The sequence below is a fragment of the Caldichromatium japonicum genome (assembly GCF_011290485.1).
Lineage (GTDB): Bacteria > Pseudomonadota > Gammaproteobacteria > Chromatiales > Chromatiaceae > Thermochromatium > Thermochromatium japonicum.
The window spans coordinates 1666963-1686738 of the sequence record NZ_CP048029.1 but is presented as its reverse complement, the minus strand read 5'-3'; the positions used below and the strand labels follow the sequence as shown (position 1 = coordinate 1686738).

Genomic DNA, 19776 nt, shown 5'->3' with positions numbered 1-19776 from the left:
TGGCGTATAGGATCATTGCCGCGGGGGCTTGTGCTGCAGACCCCCAATCCCTGCAAGCTGAGCGCTGGCATACTGCTAACTGCTCCCTACTTACGGCTGGTCTGGTGGCGGTCTTGCTGCTTGCGCTACCGCTGGCCAGCCATGCCCAGTCCGCCGAGGAGATGAAAGACCAATATGGTAACTGGAACAGCGGTGGGGTCGAGCGGATCAAGGACCTGGCCAGCATCGGCGGGGTGCGGGATAACCAATTGATCGGCTATGGCCTGGTGGTCGGTCTGGACGGCACGGGCGATCAGACCACCCAGGCGCCCTTCAGCAGCCAGAGCCTCAAGAACATGCTCAACCAATTGGGAGTTACCCTGCCCGAGGGCGTCAATCCCCAGACCAAGAATATGGCGGCGGTCATGGTCACGGCCGAATTGCCGCCTTTTGCCAAGCCTGGTCAGCGTCTGGACGTTACGGTCTCATCGCTGGGAAACGCCAAGAGTCTGCGCGGCGGGACACTTCTGATGACCCCGCTCAAGGGCGCAGACGGCCAGATCTACGCCATCGCCCAGGGCAATCTGACGGTGAGCGGTCTGGGGGTGGGCGGCGCTGATGGTAGCAAGGTTACGGTCAATATCCCAAGCGTCGGGCGGGTACAGAACGGTGCCACCGTCGAGCGCGAGGTCCCGACCAGTTTCAATCAAGGCGAGACCCTGACGCTCAATCTGCATCGCCCCGATTTCACCACGGCCTATCGTATGGCCGATGTGATCAATGCCAGCTTCGGCGATGACCTCGCCCAGGCAGTCGATGGCGCCTCGGTCCAGGTCCGCGCCCCGCGCGATCCCAATCAGCGCGTGACCTTTGTCTCCATGCTGGAAAATCTCACCCTGGAGGCGGCGGAGCCGCCGGCACGGGTAGTCATCAATGCGCGTACTGGGACCGTGGTCATGGGGGCTGGGGTCACGGTGCGCCCGGCAGCGGTCACCCACGGCAGTCTGACCGTCACCATCAGCGAAAATCCAGCGGTCTCGCAGCCAGGTGCGCTCTCGCGCGGCCAGACCGCAGCCGTTCCGCAAAGCAATATCGAGGTCAAGCAGGATAAAAATCGGATGTTCCTCTTTGCCCCCGGCACCAAGCTCGGCGACATCGTCCAGGCGGTCAATGAGGTGGGCGCAGCGCCCAGTGACTTGGTCTCCATCCTCGAGGCATTGCGCGAGGCAGGGGCCTTGCGCGCCGAGCTGGTCGTGATCTAGCCCATGATCCCGACGAACACCACCTTGGGACTGACAGGCGGACAGACGCTGCTCAGCGGCCTGGCCGCCGACCCGACTGCCTATCAGGGGCTGTCCAGGCTGGCGCGCTCGGGCGACAGCGAGGCGGCCCTGGATGCTGCTGCCCGCGCCTTTGAATCGCTCCTGATCGGCCAGATGCTCAAACAGATGCGTTCGGCAGCCTTGAGCGATGGCCTGTTTGATTCGGCCTATACCCAGCTTTATCAGGACCTCTATGACCAGCAGATCGCCGCCCTGATCAGCCAAGGCGACGGCCTGGGTATTCGCAAGGCACTGCTGCGTCAATTGGCCCCCCGCAACAAGGAGGCGAAGCCAGGGGGGCGCGAGGCGAGCGCCCTGGTCGTCCCTGAGCGCATCCCTTGGCTCAAATCCTTGGGCATGCGCGTACCTGCCCAGCAGCCGCCTGCACCTGATACCTCGGTGCCAGGGACATTCCAGACTGCGCTGAGTCAAGCCACCGACACGGGTGCCATGGAACCTGCCACCGGCAGCGGTGATCTCGGGGGACGCTGGCCGCCGCGTAACGCCGAAGAGTTCGTCGCCTATCTCAAACCCTATGCCCAACAGGCCGCAACGGTCTTGGGGATGGACACCAGCGTGCTCTTGGCCCAAAGCGCGCTTGAGACCGGCTGGGGGCGATCGATCCCGCGCCGTGCCGATGGGCGTAGCAGCTTTAATCTCTTCGGGATCAAGGCCGACCGCAGTTGGCAGGGTGACAGCGTCACCGTGGGCACACTCGAATACCGCGATGGGGTGGCACGGCGCGAACAGGCGCGTTTCCGCGCCTATGACAATCCGGCTGAATCCTTCATCGATTATGTCGCCTTTCTCAAGTGCAATCCGCGTTATCGCGAGGCACTGCAAAGCGATACGGCCGAGTCATTCATCCGCGGCCTACAAAGGGCCGGCTATGCGACCGACCCCCGCTATGCAGACAAGGTCTTGAGCCTACGCAATCGGGTATTGGCAATAGGCGCAGCCGGCGATTCGCCCAATGAAGGGACCAGCAACCAAGCTGGCCAGGCGCGTACCGGTGCAGGAGGTGCTGGATCACTACAGCCATCCGGCCAGTCGCCTCAAGTTTCGGCGCTCCAAGCCGATGATTCAACCAAAGGCTAGCCGCAGGCAGGAGGGGATATGAGCGTCTTGGGGACGGGAATCACGGGCCTGTTGGCCTTTCAGCGCGCCCTGGCGACCACCAGCCACAACGTCGCCAATGCAGCGACCGAGGGATACAGCCGCCAGCGGGTCGATTTCACCGCCAATATGCCGCAGCGTCTGGGCAGCGGCTATCTGGGGCAGGGGGTGCGGATCGATGGCATCCGCCGTTTGCATGATGCCTGGATCGATACCCAGTTACGCACCAGCATGAGCGATAGCGCCCAGGCGACGGCGCGCGCCGATTTCGCCGAGCGGGTAGATAACCTGCTCGCCGACCGCAGTACCGGGCTGGCACCGACCTTGGAGAACCTCTTTGCCGCCGTCCAGGATGTTGCCAATGACCCGAGCACCCTGCCCGCGCGCATGGTCATGCTCAACGAATCCCACACCCTGGTTGGGCGGCTGGACCGGATCAACAAGCGCCTCGATGAGCAGCGCCAGATCGTCAACAGTCAGCTCAAGGACGCAGTCGATGCAGTCAATCAATATGCCAAGGGGGTCGCCACGCTCAATAAAGAGATCCTCGCCCGCTCGACCGCAGGCTCTCCGCCCAATGACCTGCTCGATCAGCGCGACCTCTTGATCCGCAAGATCGCCGAGCAGATCGATGTCACGACCACGACCCAGGACGACGGGGCGATCAATCTCTTCATTGGGACGGGGCAAGCCCTGGTAGTCGGCGGCAATAACAATGAGCTCGTCCTCGCCAATCTTTCCGCCGATCCATATAACCCCGATATCGGTTTGAAGACCCTGCGTGCCGATGAGCCGATCAACATCACCCGCTTCATGACCGGCGGCAAGATCGGTGGGCTTTTAGAGACCCGCAGCGGTGTGCTCGACCGGGCGCAAAACGAGATCGGCTTGATCGGGCTCAATCTCGCTACCCGCTTCAACGAACAGAACCGCCTGGGGCTGGATCTCAACGGTGAGCTGGGGACGGACATCTTTAAATTGCCCGAGGTCACGGTGCATGCAGGGCTCAAGAACAGCACGGATGCAATCCCGACCGTGACCATCGGCGATGTTCACGAACTGACCCCGAGCGATTATCGGCTGCGTTATAACGGAACCGAATTTCAGCTCACTCGTCTGCCCGATAATACCCCCGTTGCCCTGGAGCCACATCCCGATGATCCAAATGTCCTGGTCGCCGATGGGATGTACATTGATATCAGCGCCCTCGGGGGGGCGGAACGCAATGATAACTGGCTGATCCAACCGACCCGCTTTGCCGCAAGTCAGCTTAGGGTCACCATGGACGACCCGGTGAAACTCGCTGCTACCTCGGGCGCCTTAGCGGAGGCGCGCAATCTAGGGACAGCACGTCTGATGGCACTGCGGATGAGCGAGGACCCTCCAACACCCGAGACCTATCTGCCGGCGGCTGTGGTCGGCAATACTGCGGGTGATGGTTTTGATGTGCTCACCCTTGCCTATGGCGCGGATGCAGGATCGGCGACGGTGAAGTCATTTAAGGTTCTAGACCCCAAGGACCCAAACCTCATCACACCTGTCAGCATCACCTTCGATGCGACGCGCAATCATTTCATGATCGGCGAGGAGCGTTTCCCGCTCGATCCAAACGGCACCACGATCATCCGTTATAACGGCTGGGAGCTTAAGATCGATGGCCAACCCAATGAGGGCGCGGTGCTCGATCTCAATATCACCGCCGTCTCCGCCGAGACCCCGCCGCGGGTGGCCACCATCGTCGGTCCGGGCTGGGAGCTGGACCTGCGCGGCACCCCTGCACCAGGCGATCTCTATACGGTTGAGCTCAACAAAAACCGTCCGGGCGACAACCGCAACATGCTCATGATGGCCAGTATCCGAGATGAGAAACTGATCGAGCGCCAGACGACCCTCCAGGGCGGCTATAGCACCCTGGTCGCCGATGTCGGGACCCTGACCCGTAGGGCTCAGGTCAGCCGCGATGCGGCCAATGTCCTGCTTGCCTCGGCCCAGCAGCAGCGCGAGGCGGTCTCTGGCGTCAATCTCGACGAGGAGGCCGCAAACATGCTGCGTTTCCAGCAAGCCTATCGCGCGGCGTCCCAGATCATCGCGACCTCGAATGCCATGTTCGATGCCTTGCTGAGCGCAGTGCGCCGTTAAGCAAGCGGGAGGTGAAGCACGATGCGCATCTCGACCAACCAGATCTTTCAGTCAGGCGTCTCGGCCATCCAGGATGCGCAGTCCAAGCTCAACAAGACGGGGCTCCAGATGGCTACTGGCCGGCGGATCCTTACCCCTGCGGACGACCCGGGCGGTGCAACCCAGGTGGTCTATTTCAATGCGGCGATCAAAAACACCGAGCAATACCAGCGCAATGCCGATCTTGCACGTCCCAGGCTCGAATACGAGGAGTCCCAGTTGGTGGCAGTCGGCAATCTGTTCCAGCGGGCGCGCGAGCTGATCGTCGCCGGCAACAACGACACCTACAACACCGAAAACCGCCGTTATATGGCAGCCGAGATCCGCAAGCTGCGCGAGGACCTCTTAGGGCTTGCCAACAGCCGCGATGCCAACGATGAATATCTATTCGCCGGCACCCGCTCGGACACCCAGCCCTTCCGGATGGGCGATGATGGTCAGGTGATCTATGTCGGGGCTACGGGCCCTGGAGCGGTGCGCGAGGTCGATCTAAGCACCAACCGGCGTATCGCCATCGGGGATACGGGCGCCCATGTTTTCATGGAGATCCCGGAACGCAGTGGTCTTCTGACCGAGGCGGTCTTTCGCCCTGGCAACAGCCTCAACGGGGTGCCGAATGTCGAGCTCAAAAACGAGATCGCTAACCTGCAAGGGGCGCTCAACAATGCCGGCAAGACCTTCCGTATCCAGTTCCAGGATCAGGGGGGGACCCTGATGTATCGGGTGCTGGATCTGGATGGCAATGCCTTCAAGGATGATCAGGGGAAGGTGATCGGTGGGCCCTTCATCCCCAATCAGCCGATCGAGTTCGCCGGGCGGCGAGTGACCCTGCTGCTCCCGGATACCATCCCGCCGACCCTGCCGGCGGATGGCGATGAGATCCTCTCACGTCCCATCCCTCAGGTCAGCGTCTTTCAGACCCTAGACGACATCGCCAAGGCACTCGAGACCCCGGTGACCGATGGGCAGGGGCGCGAGCAATTGTCGCGCGCCACCAGCATCGCCCTGCGCAATCTCGACGCAGGGCTTGAGCGCATCAATGAGGTACGCACCTCAGTGGGGCTCAGGCTCAGCGCCATCGACATGCATAGTGAGCTCAATGACGAGCGCCTGGTCGATCTTAATAGTACCCTATCTGACATCCAGGACCTGGATTATGCCGAGGCGGTCAGCCGTTTCGAGCTCCAGCAGGTGGTATTCAAGGCGGCGCAGCAGACCTATGTCCAGACTAGCCGCATGTCTCTGTTCGATTTCCTATAAAGCTAAAGCGGCGCTTTTATTTGCAGGGGTAGGGTATGCAGCGTCTATCCTACTGCTTTGAGCTTTCTGCAAAAGGGGTCGAGGGTACGCAGTGCGCATCCTAGGGGTTGACTCGCTGATTCAGCCATACCTCAAAGTCAGCTGCAGGCATGGCCTCGCCGAAGAGTTCGCCCTGGGCCTTTAGGCAGCCGAGCTCGAGGAGCTTATAGCGCTGTTCGAGGGTCCGCACCCCGTCGGCACGGATCTCGATCTCCAGCGCCTGGGCCATGACGATCAGGGCCTCGACCACGGCCATTTCATGGGCGGCATACGACAGGCCCTCGATGAAGCTCGCATGGATCCTGAGCGCACGGATTGGCAGATGCTGCAACAGGGAAGGGGAGGTCCAGCCGAGCCCAGCATCAGTGATCCAGACCCCGACTGCGAGCGCATTGAGCCCCTGAAAGAGGGCAGCGAGGGTCTCGCGATGTCTGACAAGCAGGCGCTCGCTAAACGCAAGGTCAAGGCGTTTGTTCAATGTCGGATAAGCTGCAAGCCGACGTTCGACCGATCTCAATAGATCCCCGAACAGACACTGGGCGCCGCTGACTGCGATCACCAGGCGTTCGGGCGCCAGACCCTGATCGATCCAGCGGGCATACTGACGACAAGATTCGGCCAGCAACAGCTCCCCGACCTCGAGGATTAGACCGCCTTCCTCGGCCAGTGACCACAACCGTTCAGCGCTCACCAGTCCCAGATCCACTGGCGCCCAGTAGAGCCCTGCCTCGATGACGTCGGCGCGTCCAATACTTATGTCGCAGCCCGGGCTATAGCGGACCTGGATCTCTGAGCGCTCAAGGGCCATCTGTAACCGTGTAACCGCGCGATCCACCTCCGCTGTTTGGGATCGACTGCTGCTGCAGGATTGAGCATGAGATAGATGCCATTGCGCCCTTGACGCTTGGCCTGTCTTAGGGCCAACTCCGCTTTGAGCATCAGCTCAGGGGCGTCCTCGCCTGGGTCAGCCAGCAGCGCGATGCCGATGCTCAGGCTGACATGCAGCTCATGCCCGCGGACCCAGATCGGTTCGGACATCAAGGCCCGGAGTTGATTGGCGACCTGGGTCGTCTCCTCGGGTGCGCCGAGCCCTTCGAGCAGGAGGGCAAAGCGGTCGGCATGCAGACGCGCCAGGGTATTGGAGGGATGGATGGCCTCGCGCAGTCTGAGGGCGGTCACCCGCAAGAGCTCGTCCCCGATCCGATAGCCGAGGCTGGTGTTGATATGGGAGAAATGATCGAGATCGATGATCAAGACAGCAAGCGCTGACCCATGCCGGGACTGTTGGGCAAGGGCATGCTCTAGGCGTAGCTCAAATAGCACGCGATTGGGCAGGCGGGTCAGGGCGTCATAATGGATCAGTGATTCAAAAGAGCGCAGCCCGGGGCTAGCTGAGGTGCGTTCTGCTAAGACCACAACGAAACTGCTCACTCGCCCCTGTCGGTCGAGGACGCGGCGGATGCTGAGACGCTGGCGGTAGATCTCGCCGTCCTTGCGCCGGCTCCAGACCTCACCCTGCCAGCTGCCCCGTTTGCGCAGGTGCCGCCAGAGTCGGATGAAGAAGGCACGCGTGTGCCATTGGGCATTGAGTAGATAGGGCCTTTGTCCCAGGATCTCGGATTCGGCATAACCAGTGATCCGGGTGAATGCGGGATTGACCGTGATCGCAATCCCCTGGGCATCCGTGATCAAGAGGCCTTCAGCAGTTGTCGCATACACCGCCTCTGCCTGGGAGAGCCGCTGCTCGGCTTGACGCAGGAGGCTGACCTCCTGGATGACGAGGGTCAACCCGGATGCCGGTCCTTCATCGCCTCCATAGGGGGCGAGCCTGACCTGGTAGTCGTGGCGGTGACCCTCGGGACTGACCCGGCTGAACTCTCCAAGCGCCGTCTCACCCTCATCCAGACAGCGACTGAGATGGCGGTAGATCAGGCTGATCAGGGCCGGATCGAGGCCAAGCGCCACCAAGGGCTGACCGAAACACCGCGGGGGAGTGGCGCCGATCAGGGCGAGAAAGGGCGGATTGGCAGCCAGCAACCTGCAGCCGCGGTCCAACAGGGCAACCGGATCGGGGAGAGCCTTGAGTATGAAGGTGGCATATTCAGAGAGCCCCTGCGCGAGGGGATGGCTGACAGGTGCAGATCTGTCCAGCTCGGGTGCTGGCTTTTCCATGCCCGGCGGACAGAGCGCAAGCAGCCAACCAGTTTCGGCTGAAGGTCCAGCAAGCGGATGGAAGATCGCCAATGCCTCGAACCCCTGACCGGCCCCGGCCAGAGGAAGCGAGACATGCAGGCCTGCCTCTGGATTCGACCGCAGCCGCTCGGCGATGGCGCAGGCCGTCTGCCCGTCTAGGAGATCGCTCAGCGCTCGGCCGAGGAGAGCAGACGGGAACCAGCCGAACACCTCCGGGAGCTGGCCCTCGGCGAAGCGGACCCGAAAGTCAGCGTCTAGGATCAATACGCCCAAAGGCCCAGCGGCCACGCAACCGCCTGGCATGGAAGCAAAGCAACAATTGGACATCCAGGAAAGGGTGCATCGCATTGACGTCGATAGGCGGTATAAATCCTGGTGGCGATTTCAAAGTAAACGAAATATAAACGATACACTTCTTGTGATGCTGTCCAACCTAGGCAGCTACCGGCCTTGAGGTATGCACAGGCGATGGCTTGAAGCGTTCGTGCTTCCCAGAGATCTCAGGAGCAGGGCCATCGCATACAAAGTTAGCTCCTCAGTCCGAGGAGCTCGGTACGGTCATCGTCCGAGGTGGAAGCGATGGAACAACATCTTGACCATCATAAGGTTTTTATAGTTAAATCGCCTCCCTTTAATTCTGGCGCGTTTTTGCATTGAAGGACTTCAGATCATGTATGCAGTCATTCAAACCGGCGGCAAGCAATACCGGGTATCCGAGGGGGACACGATCAGGGTTGAAAGGCTTGCTGCTGAGCCAGGTACGAACATTGCCTTCGAGCAGGTCTTGCTTGTGGCCGATGGCGAGACGGTCAGGGTCGGCACGCCCTATGTAACCGGCAGTCAGGTGACTGCAACGGTTGAGGGGCATGGCCGTTGCGATAAGGTCAGGATCATCAAGTTCCGTCGGCGCAAGCACTATATGAAGCGCCAAGGCCATCGTCAGTGGTTCACAGCGGTCAAGATCACCGGTATCCAGGCTGGATAAGGAGTCCCCATGGCACACAAAAAGGCAGGCGGCAGTTCGCGCAACGGTCGCGACTCGCATTCCAAACGGCTCGGCGTCAAGATCTTCGGCGGGCAGCAGGTCAAGGCTGGCGCTATCATCGTACGGCAGCGCGGTACCCGTTTCCACAATGGCCCCAATGTCGGCTGCGGGCGGGATTACACCCTCTTCGCCTTGACCGACGGCGTGGTGCGCTTTGTGACCAAGGGCCCCAGGAACCGCAAGTACGTCACCGTCGAAACCGCCTAAGCGCACAGCACCCAGATGCGCTCAGGCACCGCCGGGGCGACTGCCACAGGCTGTAGGGCCTCATCCAGAGGCAAAGCACAGCGTATCGGTCAGTACGCATGAAGTTCGTTGACGAAGCCGTCATCTGGGTTGAGGCGGGTGATGGGGGTCATGGCTGTGTCAGCTTTCGCCGTGAGAAATATCTCCCGCGCGGCGGACCGGATGGCGGCGACGGCGGCGACGGCGGTAGCGTCTATCTTGTCGCCGATCCTAATCTCAATACCCTGGTCAATTTCCGCTACCGGCGGCGTTTTCGCGCCGAGCGCGGCGAGAATGGGCGGGGACGCAACATGCAGGGGCGCAGTGGTCAAGACCTGCTCATTCCGGTGCCGCTTGGCACCCGCGTCTTCGATCGGGCGACCGACGAGCTGATCGGCGAGCTGTTACAGGCAGGCCAGCGTCTTCTGGTAGCGCAAGGCGGCTTCCACGGCCTAGGCAATGCCCGCTATAAATCGAGCACCAACCGCGCGCCCCGTCAATTTAAACCAGGAAGCCCCGGCGAGCGTCGTGAGCTATTCCTTGAGCTGATCCTCTTGGCCGATGTCGGTTTGCTTGGACTCCCCAACGCCGGCAAGTCGTCATTGATCCGCGCCGTCTCTAGCGCCCGCCCCAAGGTGGCCGATTATCCCTTCACGACGCTGTACCCCAATCTCGGCGTGGTACGGATCGGCGAACATCGCAGCTTCGTCGTCGCCGACATCCCTGGCCTGATCGCAGGCGCAGCACAGGGGGTGGGTCTGGGGATCCAGTTCCTACGGCATCTCGCCCGCACCCGTTTGCTCCTGCATCTCGTCGATATTGCACCGCTCGATGAACGTGAGGACCCAGCCGAGCAAGTGCGTACCCTGGAACGCGAATTGGCGGCCTTTGGCGAGGGACTGCTCGCTAAGGAACGCTGGCTAGTTTTAAACAAGACCGACCGTCTTGAACCCATCGCCCTAGAGCAGCGACGCGCCCAGCTCATCGAAGCGCTCGGTTGGCAGGGGCCTGTATATGCCATCTCGGCGCTGACGGGGATGGGGACCGATAGACTGGCGCAGGACCTGATGCAACGTCTAGAGGTGCTCAGAGACAGCGCCGACGGTCACCTGGATACGGCCCCGGCTGCAAGCGATGGCGCCTGGTATCCATTGAGCTAAAGATGCTGCAGATGAGCGCACACGATACCCTCACTGCAACCCGCCGCTGGGTGGTCAAGATCGGCAGCGCCCTGTTGACCCGCGACGGTCGCGGCCTGGATCGCGCGATCCTTGCGACCTGGGTCGAGCAGATGGTCGAACGCTGCCGCTCGGGTTCTGAGGTCGTGGTCGTATCATCGGGTGCAGTGGCCGAGGGGATGGCGCGCATGGGCTGGCGCCGTCGGCCTCAAGCCCTGCACGAGCTTCAGGCCGCGGCTGCGATCGGCCAGATGGGTCTGGTACGCGCCTATGAGGATTGTTTCCAGTCCCGCGGCATCCACACTGCCCAGGTCCTGCTCACCCGCGACGACCTGGCCGACCGTTCGCGTTATCTCAATGCCCGCAGTACCCTGCGCACCCTGCTCAAGCTTGGTGTCGTGCCCGTCATCAATGAAAACGACACGGTTGCCACCGACGAGCTGAGGTTCGGCGATAACGACACCCTAGCCGCCCTGGTTGCCAACCTGATCGAGGCCGACCTCTTGATCCTGCTCACCGACCAGGACGGCCTGTTTGATGAGGATCCGCGCCAAAACCCAGATGCCCGCTTGATCCAGCAGACTCAGGTATCTGACCCCATGCTCGATCAGGTTGCTGGCGGCAGCGGCAGCAGTCTGGGGAGCGGCGGCATGATTACCAAGATCCGCGCCGCGCGTCTTGCCGCCCGCTCGGGCACCCCGACGATCATCGCGCCTGGGCGAGGCGAGCGGGTCTTGGAACGGATCAGTGCGGGCGAGGCGGTGGGTACCCTCCTGCTTCCCACGGAAGAACCGCAGACGGCGCGCAAGCGTTGGCTTGCCGGACATCTACAGGCGCGTGGGCGTTTGGTCTTGGATCAAGGCGCGGTGCGCGCCCTGCGCGAGCAGGGCAAGAGCCTGCTTGCGGTTGGGGTCAAGGTGGTGCAAGGACGGTTCAACCGCGGCGAGGTGGTGATATGCGTCGATGAGTCTGGCCAGGAGATTGCGCGCGGGCTGGTCAATTACAGCGCCGAGGAGACCGAGCGCATCCGCGGTCAGCCCTCTTCGGCCTTTGAGTCCATCCTCGGTTATCTCGATGATGAGGAGCTCATCCATCGCGACAACCTGGTGCTGACCTGAACCAGTGCGCATGACCGACAGGCCCGGCCGACCCGCTGCCCGTCATACCAATGCGCCTACCGCGCAAAAGTCCGCGCGACCCAAACAGCGCCCAGCCGAGCAGCCTTCGCTTCGGCTCAGCCCCGAAGAGCTCAAGCGCTTGGCCGTCGTCATCAAGCAGATGCTCAAGGAATAGCCGGGCGCGTTGTAGGGTGCACCTCGCTGGGTGAGTCCGTAGCGCCCTACCAGCTACCGGCCTTAACGAGTCCGCATACCCGCCGGTGGGTGTAGGGTACGCATTCGCACCCTACCGACCGCCCGCCGCGATCCGCCGTCCCCAGATCTGTGCCTCGGCGAGGATCTCGGCCAGGTGCAGGCTGGTGGGGTGTCCATCGCGGATGAGCTGGCGTCCGCGCACCCAGACCTGGCGCACCTGGTGCCGCCCCGCCGCATAGATGAGCTGCGAGAGCGGGTGATAGACGGGTTGGGTGTGGGGATCGCGCAGATCGACGGCCACCAGGTCCGCCGATTTGCCGACCTCGAGTGAACCGATCTCGCGCTCAAGCCCCAGGGCGCGCGCCCCGTTGATCGTCGCCATACGCAAGACCTCGCGCGCCGAAACCGCCGCCGCCGACCCCGCTACCCCTTTGCCGAGAAGCGCCGCGGTGCGCATTTCGCCCAAGAGATTAAGGTCGTTGTTGCTCGCCGCCCCATCCGTCCCTAGGGCCACATTCACCCCTGCCTCCAAGAGCTTTGCCACCGGACAAAAGCCGCTGGCGAGCTTGAGGTTCGACTCTGGACAATGGATGACACTTGCACCTGTCTCGGCGAGATGCGCGATCTCGAAGTCCTCCAGTTGGGTCATGTGAACCGCGGTCAACTGCGGCCCCATCAGCCCGAGGCGCTCGATGCGCGCAAAGGGCCGCTCGCTGCGTTCACGCAAGGCGGTCTGCACCTCGTCCTGGGTCTCGTGCAGATGGAGATGGACCGGCACCTTGAGGTCTTGCGCCAGGCGCGCGATTTGAGAGAGCGGGTCATCTGCGACCGAATAGGGGGCATGCGGTGCCCAGGCCAGGCGAATTAGGGGATGGTCGCGATAAAAGTCATGGAGCGCCAAACCCTTGGCGATATAGTCATCTGCCGCTGCGGCATAGCGAGTGGGAAAGTCCACCACGATCATCCCGATCACCGCGCGCATCCCTGCCTCGGCGCTCACCTGGGCCGCGACCTCGGGGTAGAAATACATGTCGTTGTAGCAGGTCACGCCGCCACGCAGCATCTCCAAGATGGCAAGGCGCGTGCCCGCGGCGACGAATGTCGGATCGACCCAGCGCTGTTCAGTCGGCCAGATGTGATCATGGAGCCAGGTCATCAGCGGCAGGTCGTCGGCCAGACCCCGCAACAGGGTCATGGCGGCATGGGTATGGGCGTTGATCAGCCCGGGGATCAGGACATGGCCGGGGAGCTCGATGACCTCGGTGGCGGCGATCGTCCGGCGCGCCTCGTCATAAGGCAAGATCGCCTGGATGTGCCCATCGGCGATCGCCACGGCATGATCGATGAGCTCGCAGTCTTCGGGATCGACGGTCAGGATCCATTCGGCATGGATGAGGAGATCGGCATGCATGGGGGTTCAGCTCGGTCGGGGCGCGTCTGCTCGAATCCGAAGTGTATCATTCAACATCGGGTACGCGCTGGGGGAGGCGCACTGGCCATACGGTTTGGGCAAGAGGACCGACGCTAAGCCATCTCAGCGGTCAAAGGTCTCTATTGAGATCAAGCAATGGCGCTGCAAGTACAAGGTCCAGCGCGAGTGCAGATGCAATGTTGTATTGGCTTGTACTCCTGCCTTTGGCCTAGATCGGGGTGATCGCTGCCTTGGTCACGCCGTTTAATCCCTTAAAAAGCGGGGTACTTGGCGTACCCTCAGTCTTAGGTTTCATTGCGGAGGGCTCATGAGCGACCTACCCATCAACCCAACCCCAGACGATGCCGTGCGCTGGCATGAGGGGCGCTTGTATCTCTTGGATCAGCGTCTCTTGCCCGAGCGCGCCGAGTTTGTGGGCTATGATCAGGCAGCAGAGGTCGCGCACGCGATCCGCACCATGGTAGTGCGCGGGGCGCCCGCCATCGGGGTCACTGCCGCCTATGGCGTCGTGCTTGCCGGGCACGCGGCCTATAAGCTTGCAGGTGCAGACTGGAAACAGGCGATCGGGGATGACCTCGAGCGCCTCGCCGCCGCCCGCCCGACGGCGGTGAATCTCTTTTGGGCCCTCCAGCGGATGCGCCGCTTGATCGCCCATCTGGAGCACGGCGACCCAACAGAGGCACTGCTCGCCGAGGCAATCCGTATCCACGAAGAAGACTGCGCCGCCAGTCGGCGCATCGGCGAGCTGGGGGCGGCACTGATCGAGGGCCCAACCGAGGTCATCACCCATTGCAATGCCGGCGCCTTGGCCACCGGCGGTTATGGCACGGCGCTCGGGGTGATCCGCAGCGCCTATGCCCAGGGTAAGATCATCAGGGTCTATGCCGACGAGACGCGGCCTTGGCTGCAGGGGGCCAGGCTCACCGCCTGGGAACTGATGCAGGATGGCATCCCGGTCAGCCTTCAGGCCGATTGTGCTGCGGCCAGCCTGATGGCGACCGGCAGGATCGGCTGGGTGATCGTTGGCGCCGACCGCATCGCCGCCAACGGCGATGTCGCCAACAAGATCGGGACCTATGGGCTGGCGATCCTCGCCAGATACCATGGGGTGAAGGTGATGGTCGCCGCCCCCACCTCGACCATCGATCTGACCCTCGCCTCGGGTCAGGGCATCCCGATCGAGGAGCGCGAACCGACAGAGGTGCTCAACTGCGGCGGGCGGCGGGTCGCGCCTGAGGGTTGTGAGGTGCGCAACCCGGTCTTCGATGTCACCCCCGCCGTCTTGGTCGATGCCATCGTCACCGAGCGGGGGGTGATCGAGTCGCCGAACCCAGCAAGGCTCAGGGCCCTGATGTCCGATTGAGCCGATGTCATACCTATTGGATTCCCTGCTTCTAGGAGCTTCATATTGATCCGAAACCAATGAACTTATATTACGCGGCATCATGGAGCTTGGGATGCTGGAAGTAGCGCATGATGCGTTGGGGAGAATTGAGAAGGCGACGCAGGTGGCTGACGGTCGCCTTCTTCAGATCGCCCTTGGCGCGGGAGGGCGCCTGCGCGGTGATGGTGGCCTTGAGCATCTCGTTGGGGTTCAGTGCTGGGCTGTAGGGGGGGAGGGAGGACGCCTCGATTTGATTGGCGCATGCAGCCAGCCAGGCCTTGACTGGCTTGGTGTGATGCACGCGCAGGTTGTCGAGGATGAGGAAGATCTTCTTGCCCCTGGCGTCCTTGACGAGCCGCTTCATGAAGTCGATCAGGATGTCGGCGTTCATCGCCCCCGCGAACACCTTCCGACGCACCTTGCCGCGGTTGGTCAGCGTCGAGATCACCGACAGGCCTTCGCGACGGTGCGTGACGCGAATCTCGGACGTCTTGCCCGCCGGCGGGCTTTGCTCATAGGCGCGCCGAATCGGTTTCTGGGGCGTCAATCCCCAGCGCACCATGTACTTGCCCTCCCCCTGCGGCCTGAGCTCGATGCCAAAACAGCCGAGGATCAACTGCCGCACCGCCTGCCGGCTCCACAGCGCAAACGGCAGCTTCAGCTGATCCGGTGTCCCGTCGCACATGAGCTTGCGTATCTGGGCGTCCTGCTCCGCCAACAGCGCCCGCTTCTCACCCACCTTGCACCCACCCCCCTTGCCCTTGGGCCCCTTCGCGCGCCGCAAACGACAGCAATCTCATGTCTCGTCTTTCCATGCCCACTATAAGAGGTGATCCGGGTCGTCCTCGACAATCTGAATACCCACAAGGCCGCCTCCCTCTGCGAGGCCTTTCCGCCTGAACAGGCGCGTGCCATTGCCAAGAAGCTGGAGTTTCACTACACCCCCAAGCATGGTAGCTGGCTCAACATCGCCGAGATCGAGTTGGCCGTTCTGTCCAACATGTGCCTGTCGCAGCGTATCGCCGATGAGGATTCGCTGCGACGTGAGGTCGACGCCAATGTGCGTGAGCGCAACGCCAAAGCCGTCCCCGTCAAGTGGAAATTCTCCACCCAAGATGCCCGACGCAAGCTCGCTCGCATGTATCCTTGTGTTTCAACGTGACTGACTACTAGATGCGCCGATTACTGGATGATCACGAAGAGCACACTCACATACCTGCCCGTCGCGGTGAATCCGCAATGAAAGTCGTGCTGTTGCCCTACCAGCCCCGCTGGCAGGATGACTTCGCCCGCCATCGCCAGGCCATTGAAAAGGCGCTGTCGGGCCTTGTCCCTGTCGTCGAGCATATCGGAAGCACCTCACTGGGTGACATCGCCGCCAAGCCCATCATTGACATCCTGATTGGCCTGCCGGAAGAACAGTCGCTTGACGCCGTGGCCAGACCGCTGCTTGATGCCGGTTACACCTACATCCGGCAGGTACGGAGCAAGACCGCCCCCCCGAATGACCGCCCAGGCTGAGCCGCCAGCGGCAGGTCGTGGCCGATCACAGAGCGTCGGCCCAGCGCCGACATTTCCGGGAATGTCTCGGGACGACCCCGAATGTCTCGGGACGACCCCGAACTGCCGGTGGCTCCCTGGAAGAGATAACGACCGGAATATCAGGAAGGACACCGTCGGGCCTTTCGAGCCAGTTCATTTCCCACTGCGTCTTGCCGGGCATGGCGACTCGCCCGATGGCCGGTACTCTTGACGACAGCGGGCCGAACAGGTATCTAGCGGCAGCAGTAGGCCGTTGCCTTCGTTCTGACATGTTCATCCTGACCTCATGCTCAAGAAAACATTGACCGCGGCGCTGGCGGCAACGCTGGCAAGCCTTGGCCATGCCGGCGAGGGCCGGCTCGATCGCATACTGGCGGCGAAGCAGTTGCGCGTCTGCATCTGGCCGGACTATTACGGAATCTCCTACCGGAATCCGAAGACGCAAACCTTGTCGGGCATCGACATCGACATGGCCGAGGCCCTGGCCAGGGATCTCGGCGTGGCCGTGCGCTTTGTCGATAGCTCCTTCGCACGCCTGATCGAGGACGTTACCAGCGACCGATGCGATGTCGCCATGTTCGCCATCGGCATCAATCCCCAGCGGCTGGAAAAGCTGCGCTTCACCCGGCCGCACCTGGCCAGCGACATCTACGCGATCACGACGCGCAGCAACCGCCGCATCCAGTCCTGGAACGACATCGACCAACCCGGCAGCGTCGTCGCCGTGGCAAAAGGCACCCTGCATGAGCCCGTGATGCGCCAAAAGCTGAAGGCGGCAGAGCTGCGCGTCGTCGATACCCCGCATGCCCGCGAGCAGGAGGTGCAGTCGGGACGCGCCGATGTCTTCATGACCGATTTCCCGTTCAGCCGGCGCATGCTTGAAACCACCGACTGGGCGCGCCTGGTCAAGCCGGAGACGACTTACCACGTGACGCCCTACGCCTATGCGATGGCGCAGGGCGACGACGCGTGGCACGCACGCATGGAGAAGTTCGTCGCCGATGCCAAGCGTGATGGCCGCCTGCTGGCGGCAGCCAAACGCCACGGGCTCGACCCGATTGTCGTGCTCGACTGAGCACCCGCCCCGATGCCGTCGTCCGCGTCACGTGCCAAGATCCTCCCGGCACAGCGACGCTACCTTTCCCTGCTCGTTGGCCTGCAGGTCCTGCTGGCGATCATCGTGGCGGCCGGAACCCTCCTCGGGCTGCGCGAGATGCGCGAGGAAGCGCTGGCCGGGCATTTGCGCCAGGCCTCGCTGCAGGTGCGCGTCTTCGAGGACCATGTGTCGCAGAACATCCACCTGATCAGCCTGATGCTGGCCAGCCTGCCGGAGCTGCTGGCCGACCCGCACCTCGACAACGCAAGGGATCATGGCGATTTTCTCGAGAGCATCCAGCGCCAGATGCCCGCCTTGCGCTCCCTGTCCATCGCCGATGCGCAAGGCCGCATTCTCGTCAGCTCCGTGGCGGCGAATGTCGGCGTGCAGCTGGAATTTGCGGCCTACCTGCCCGTGATGGCCGAGCGGCGCGATGGCATCATGCGCATTGGCGTTGCCCGCGAGGGCCGGGATTTCCATGACAGCCGGGAAACCACCCCGGCGGCGCCGGTCGGCCCGCGTGCCAGCTATTTCCTGCCGGCCATTCAACATCTGCCGGGGCCGGCCGGCCTGATTGCCGTGGCCGCCATCAACCCCGACTACTTCTTGAATCACATCAGCGGCCAAATCGATCCCGATCTCGGACATTTCGCACTATTCGACTATCAGGGCGTCACGGCACTGACGACCTGGGCGGGGCACCAGGCCGGCAGCCTGATCGAGGACGAGCGCGTGCTCGACCTCGCCCGCACGGCGGAAATCGGCGAAATTCCCGACGATGAGGCGTATGGCCGGGCTACGCTGACCGTCTATCGCGCATTGCGCAATTATCCGTTTTTCGTTCTGGGGCATATCGACCGCGAGGCTGCGCTGGCCCAATGGCGCGAAACGATGGCGACCCGCCTGCTGACGACGGCGTTGGTCCTGCTCGCCACTGTGTTGGTCACCGGCCTGCTCACGCTGCGCCTGCGCACGCTCTTCACGCAAGAGGCGCGCCTGCAGGAAGCGCAGCGCCTGGCGGCGAGCGTGTTCACCCACAGCCACGACGGCATCCTCGTGACGGACGCCGACACCCGCATCCTTGCCGTCAACCCGGCATTCACCGCCATCACGGGCTACACACAGGACGACATCGTCGGCCAAACGCCGCGGGTTCTCTCATCGGGCCGCCATCTTAGATAGCTCACTCAATTTCAAAAGCATTTGTTTCTTAGTCAAGAACCATGCCCTGTCCACGCTGTCAGATCCTGCCACTCTCTAGCGAGCGCCGCGGCACCCTGCTTTTGACCGCTGCAGTGCGCGAGCTCATCGCCGTTATGGGCGAGTTCCTGCGCGCCCATGGTCTGGCATTCGAGGATGCGGGTCTTGAGCTGCGGCTTGCCGATGCCAATCTGGTCGAGTTCATCGAACGGGTGCGCGATTCAGGGTCCTTTAATACCCTGGAGCTCCAGGCGATCTGGGCCTTGCTCTTGGAAGCAGGGGAGAGTTTGAGCTTTCAGAGCCTCACCCGCGCCCGCACCCTCGAGCAGTGGTTAAAACTGCTCGATGCCTGCGCGCTGATCGAGATCCTGGAGGCCCAGCGCTTTGTCTCCTGGTTTCAGCCGATCCTGGCCGCTAGAGACGGGGGACTGGTGGGTTATGAATCCTTGCTGCGTGGGATACGTCCAGACGGGGGCCTCATGTTTCCCGGCGAGATCTTCACTCTGGCCTTGGCCAATGACCTCCTTTTCCAAGTCGACCGCCAAGCGCGCGAAACGGCCCTGCGCTGCGCGGCTGAACAAGGTCTTGAGGGTCAGCTCTTCGTCAATTTTGTCCCCACCGCGATCTACGACCCTAGGCACTGTCTGCAGAGCACGGTCGGCTGGGCGCGCCGGCTGGGGTTCGATCCAGGGCGCTTGGTCTTCGAGGTGGTCGAGACCGAGCGGGTCGCCGATTTCGACCATCTCAAACATATCCTGGACTTTTATCGCGATGCCGGCTATCGGGTGGCGCTGGATGATGTGGGAAGCGGCTATGCCTCGCTCAATCTTTTGGCGACCCTGAAGCCCGACATCATCAAGATCGACATGGAGATCGTGCGCGGGGTCGATCGCGATCCCCAGCGTCAATCGGTATTACGTGCCTTGATCGGGATCGCGCGAGACCTCGGCATCCAGACCCTGGCCGAGGGGATCGAGACCGCCACCGAGCTCGCCTATGTCCTGGCGCAGGGGGTCGATCTGGTCCAGGGCTATCTTTTCGCCCGACCTGCTCAGCATCCCCAGGCGCCGTATCGCCCTGACCCCTGGCCGCAACCCTGAGAAAGGCCTCTCCAGCGCTGACCCTCGGCGCGGACTATGAGGCGGTAAAGGCCCCTTATGTCCCCATCTCATCATGCCGTCTTGCAGATCACCAAAACGCGGCTGAGCGTGACCGGCGTGTTAAAATGCTGTCTCAGTTAACGCCTGCGCTTGGATATTGCGCCCCTTCGGACC

At 62.4% G+C, this 19776-nt stretch carries 19 protein-coding genes; 15 read left to right on the top strand and 4 right to left on the bottom strand.

Annotated features, from left to right (window positions below):
- Positions 1-161: 161 nt before the first annotated feature.
- The 4 genes from GWK36_RS08240 to flgL are packed head-to-tail and all read left to right on the top strand — an operon-like array spanning position 162 to position 5855.
- Positions 162-1241, top strand: coding sequence for a flagellar basal body P-ring protein FlgI (locus GWK36_RS08240; protein WP_246237829.1), 1080 nt, complete (start codon positions 162-164; stop codon positions 1239-1241).
- A 3-nt stretch (positions 1242-1244) separates the two neighbouring features.
- Entirely contained in the window at positions 1245-2399 is a 1155-nt protein-coding gene (flgJ, locus tag GWK36_RS08235) for a flagellar assembly peptidoglycan hydrolase FlgJ (protein ID WP_166270737.1), read from the top strand.
- Between the two features lie 18 nt (positions 2400-2417).
- Entirely contained in the window at positions 2418-4556 is a 2139-nt protein-coding gene (gene flgK, locus GWK36_RS08230; protein WP_166270736.1) for a flagellar hook-associated protein FlgK, read from the top strand.
- A gap of 21 nt (positions 4557-4577) precedes the next feature.
- Positions 4578-5855 carry a flagellar hook-associated protein FlgL gene (flgL, locus tag GWK36_RS08225; RefSeq protein WP_166270735.1) on the top strand — a complete coding sequence of 426 codons (1278 nt, stop codon included), beginning with the start codon at positions 4578-4580 and terminating at the stop codon, positions 5853-5855.
- A gap of 100 nt (positions 5856-5955) precedes the next feature.
- On the opposite strand, the gene GWK36_RS08220 is transcribed toward flgL, so the two are convergent.
- Together GWK36_RS08220 and GWK36_RS08215 are read right to left on the bottom strand one after the other, a co-directional pair.
- Positions 5956-6702, bottom strand: a complete 747-nt coding sequence (locus GWK36_RS08220) for an EAL domain-containing protein (protein ID WP_166270734.1) — start codon at positions 6700-6702, stop codon at positions 5956-5958.
- On the bottom strand, positions 6648-8375 hold the full coding sequence (locus GWK36_RS08215; protein ID WP_166270733.1) for a sensor domain-containing diguanylate cyclase: 1728 nt from the start codon (positions 8373-8375) through the stop codon (positions 6648-6650). The genes GWK36_RS08220 and GWK36_RS08215 overlap by 55 nt, the downstream gene beginning before the upstream one ends.
- A gap of 382 nt (positions 8376-8757) precedes the next feature.
- Between GWK36_RS08215 and rplU the strand changes: the two genes are divergently transcribed.
- From rplU to GWK36_RS08190, 5 genes are all read left to right on the top strand, one after another.
- A complete protein-coding gene (rplU, locus tag GWK36_RS08210) occupies positions 8758-9072 on the top strand; it encodes a 50S ribosomal protein L21 (RefSeq protein ID WP_166270732.1) in 315 nt (104 codons plus the stop codon).
- A 9-nt stretch (positions 9073-9081) separates the two neighbouring features.
- A complete protein-coding gene (gene rpmA / locus GWK36_RS08205) occupies positions 9082-9339 on the top strand; it encodes a 50S ribosomal protein L27 (RefSeq protein ID WP_166270731.1) in 258 nt (85 codons plus the stop codon).
- A gap of 98 nt (positions 9340-9437) precedes the next feature.
- Positions 9438-10517: an Obg family GTPase CgtA gene (gene cgtA / locus GWK36_RS08200; RefSeq protein WP_166270730.1), complete on the top strand. Its 1080-nt coding sequence runs from the start codon at positions 9438-9440 to the stop codon at positions 10515-10517.
- 11 nt (positions 10518-10528) lie between these two features.
- Complete coding sequence (proB, locus tag GWK36_RS08195) at positions 10529-11653, top strand: glutamate 5-kinase (protein ID WP_166270729.1); 1125 nt, start codon at positions 10529-10531, stop codon at positions 11651-11653.
- Positions 11654-11663: 10 nt separating this feature from the next.
- Positions 11664-11828: a hypothetical protein gene (locus tag GWK36_RS08190; protein WP_166270728.1), complete on the top strand. Its 165-nt coding sequence runs from the start codon at positions 11664-11666 to the stop codon at positions 11826-11828.
- A 111-nt stretch (positions 11829-11939) separates the two neighbouring features.
- Here GWK36_RS08190 and GWK36_RS08185 read toward each other — a convergent pair whose 3' ends face one another.
- Entirely contained in the window at positions 11940-13259 is a 1320-nt protein-coding gene (locus GWK36_RS08185; RefSeq protein WP_166270727.1) for a TRZ/ATZ family hydrolase, read from the bottom strand.
- Between the two features lie 328 nt (positions 13260-13587).
- Here GWK36_RS08185 and mtnA point away from each other — a divergent pair, with 328 nt between their 5' ends.
- Entirely contained in the window at positions 13588-14643 is a 1056-nt protein-coding gene (gene mtnA, locus GWK36_RS08180; protein ID WP_166270726.1) for an S-methyl-5-thioribose-1-phosphate isomerase, read from the top strand.
- A 70-nt stretch (positions 14644-14713) separates the two neighbouring features.
- Here the strand turns inward: mtnA and GWK36_RS08175 are convergent, their stop codons facing one another.
- On the bottom strand, positions 14714-15403 hold the full coding sequence (locus GWK36_RS08175) for a transposase (protein ID WP_166270725.1): 690 nt from the start codon (positions 15401-15403) through the stop codon (positions 14714-14716).
- Between the two features lie 90 nt (positions 15404-15493).
- Between GWK36_RS08175 and GWK36_RS08170 the strand changes: the two genes are divergently transcribed.
- The 5 genes from GWK36_RS08170 to GWK36_RS08150 all read left to right on the top strand — a co-directional run bounded on the left by GWK36_RS08170 (position 15494) and on the right by GWK36_RS08150 (position 19602).
- Entirely contained in the window at positions 15494-15826 is a 333-nt protein-coding gene (locus tag GWK36_RS08170; protein WP_166270724.1) for a transposase, read from the top strand.
- An 11-nt stretch (positions 15827-15837) separates the two neighbouring features.
- A complete protein-coding gene (locus tag GWK36_RS08165) occupies positions 15838-16185 on the top strand; it encodes a GrpB family protein (protein WP_166270723.1) in 348 nt (115 codons plus the stop codon).
- Positions 16186-16492: 307 nt separating this feature from the next.
- Complete coding sequence (locus GWK36_RS08160) at positions 16493-17281, top strand: ABC transporter substrate-binding protein (protein WP_166270722.1); 789 nt, start codon at positions 16493-16495, stop codon at positions 17279-17281.
- A gap of 12 nt (positions 17282-17293) precedes the next feature.
- Complete coding sequence (locus tag GWK36_RS08155; protein WP_166270721.1) at positions 17294-18484, top strand: PAS domain S-box protein; 1191 nt, start codon at positions 17294-17296, stop codon at positions 18482-18484.
- Positions 18485-18525: 41 nt separating this feature from the next.
- Entirely contained in the window at positions 18526-19602 is a 1077-nt protein-coding gene (locus GWK36_RS08150; protein ID WP_166270720.1) for an EAL domain-containing protein, read from the top strand.
- Positions 19603-19776: the final 174 nt, after the last annotated feature.

Coding starts and splice junctions, on each gene's coding strand:
- GWK36_RS08240 (WP_246237829.1), top strand. CDS start 162: ATGAAAGACCAATATGGTAACTGGAACAGCGGTGGGGTCGAGCGGATC.
- flgJ (WP_166270737.1), top strand. CDS start 1,245: ATGATCCCGACGAACACCACCTTGGGACTGACAGGCGGACAGACGCTG.
- flgK (WP_166270736.1), top strand. CDS start 2,418: ATGAGCGTCTTGGGGACGGGAATCACGGGCCTGTTGGCCTTTCAGCGC.
- flgL (WP_166270735.1), top strand. CDS start 4,578: ATGCGCATCTCGACCAACCAGATCTTTCAGTCAGGCGTCTCGGCCATC.
- GWK36_RS08220 (WP_166270734.1), bottom strand. CDS start 6,702: ATGGCCCTTGAGCGCTCAGAGATCCAGGTCCGCTATAGCCCGGGCTGC.
- rplU (WP_166270732.1), top strand. CDS start 8,758: ATGTATGCAGTCATTCAAACCGGCGGCAAGCAATACCGGGTATCCGAG.
- rpmA (WP_166270731.1), top strand. CDS start 9,082: ATGGCACACAAAAAGGCAGGCGGCAGTTCGCGCAACGGTCGCGACTCG.
- cgtA (WP_166270730.1), top strand. CDS start 9,438: ATGAAGTTCGTTGACGAAGCCGTCATCTGGGTTGAGGCGGGTGATGGG.
- proB (WP_166270729.1), top strand. CDS start 10,529: ATGAGCGCACACGATACCCTCACTGCAACCCGCCGCTGGGTGGTCAAG.
- GWK36_RS08190 (WP_166270728.1), top strand. CDS start 11,664: ATGACCGACAGGCCCGGCCGACCCGCTGCCCGTCATACCAATGCGCCT.
- GWK36_RS08185 (WP_166270727.1), bottom strand. CDS start 13,259: ATGCATGCCGATCTCCTCATCCATGCCGAATGGATCCTGACCGTCGAT.
- mtnA (WP_166270726.1), top strand. CDS start 13,588: ATGAGCGACCTACCCATCAACCCAACCCCAGACGATGCCGTGCGCTGG.
- GWK36_RS08165 (WP_166270723.1), top strand. CDS start 15,838: ATGCGCCGATTACTGGATGATCACGAAGAGCACACTCACATACCTGCC.
- GWK36_RS08160 (WP_166270722.1), top strand. CDS start 16,493: ATGCTCAAGAAAACATTGACCGCGGCGCTGGCGGCAACGCTGGCAAGC.
- GWK36_RS08155 (WP_166270721.1), top strand. CDS start 17,294: ATGCCGTCGTCCGCGTCACGTGCCAAGATCCTCCCGGCACAGCGACGC.
- GWK36_RS08150 (WP_166270720.1), top strand. CDS start 18,526: ATGCCCTGTCCACGCTGTCAGATCCTGCCACTCTCTAGCGAGCGCCGC.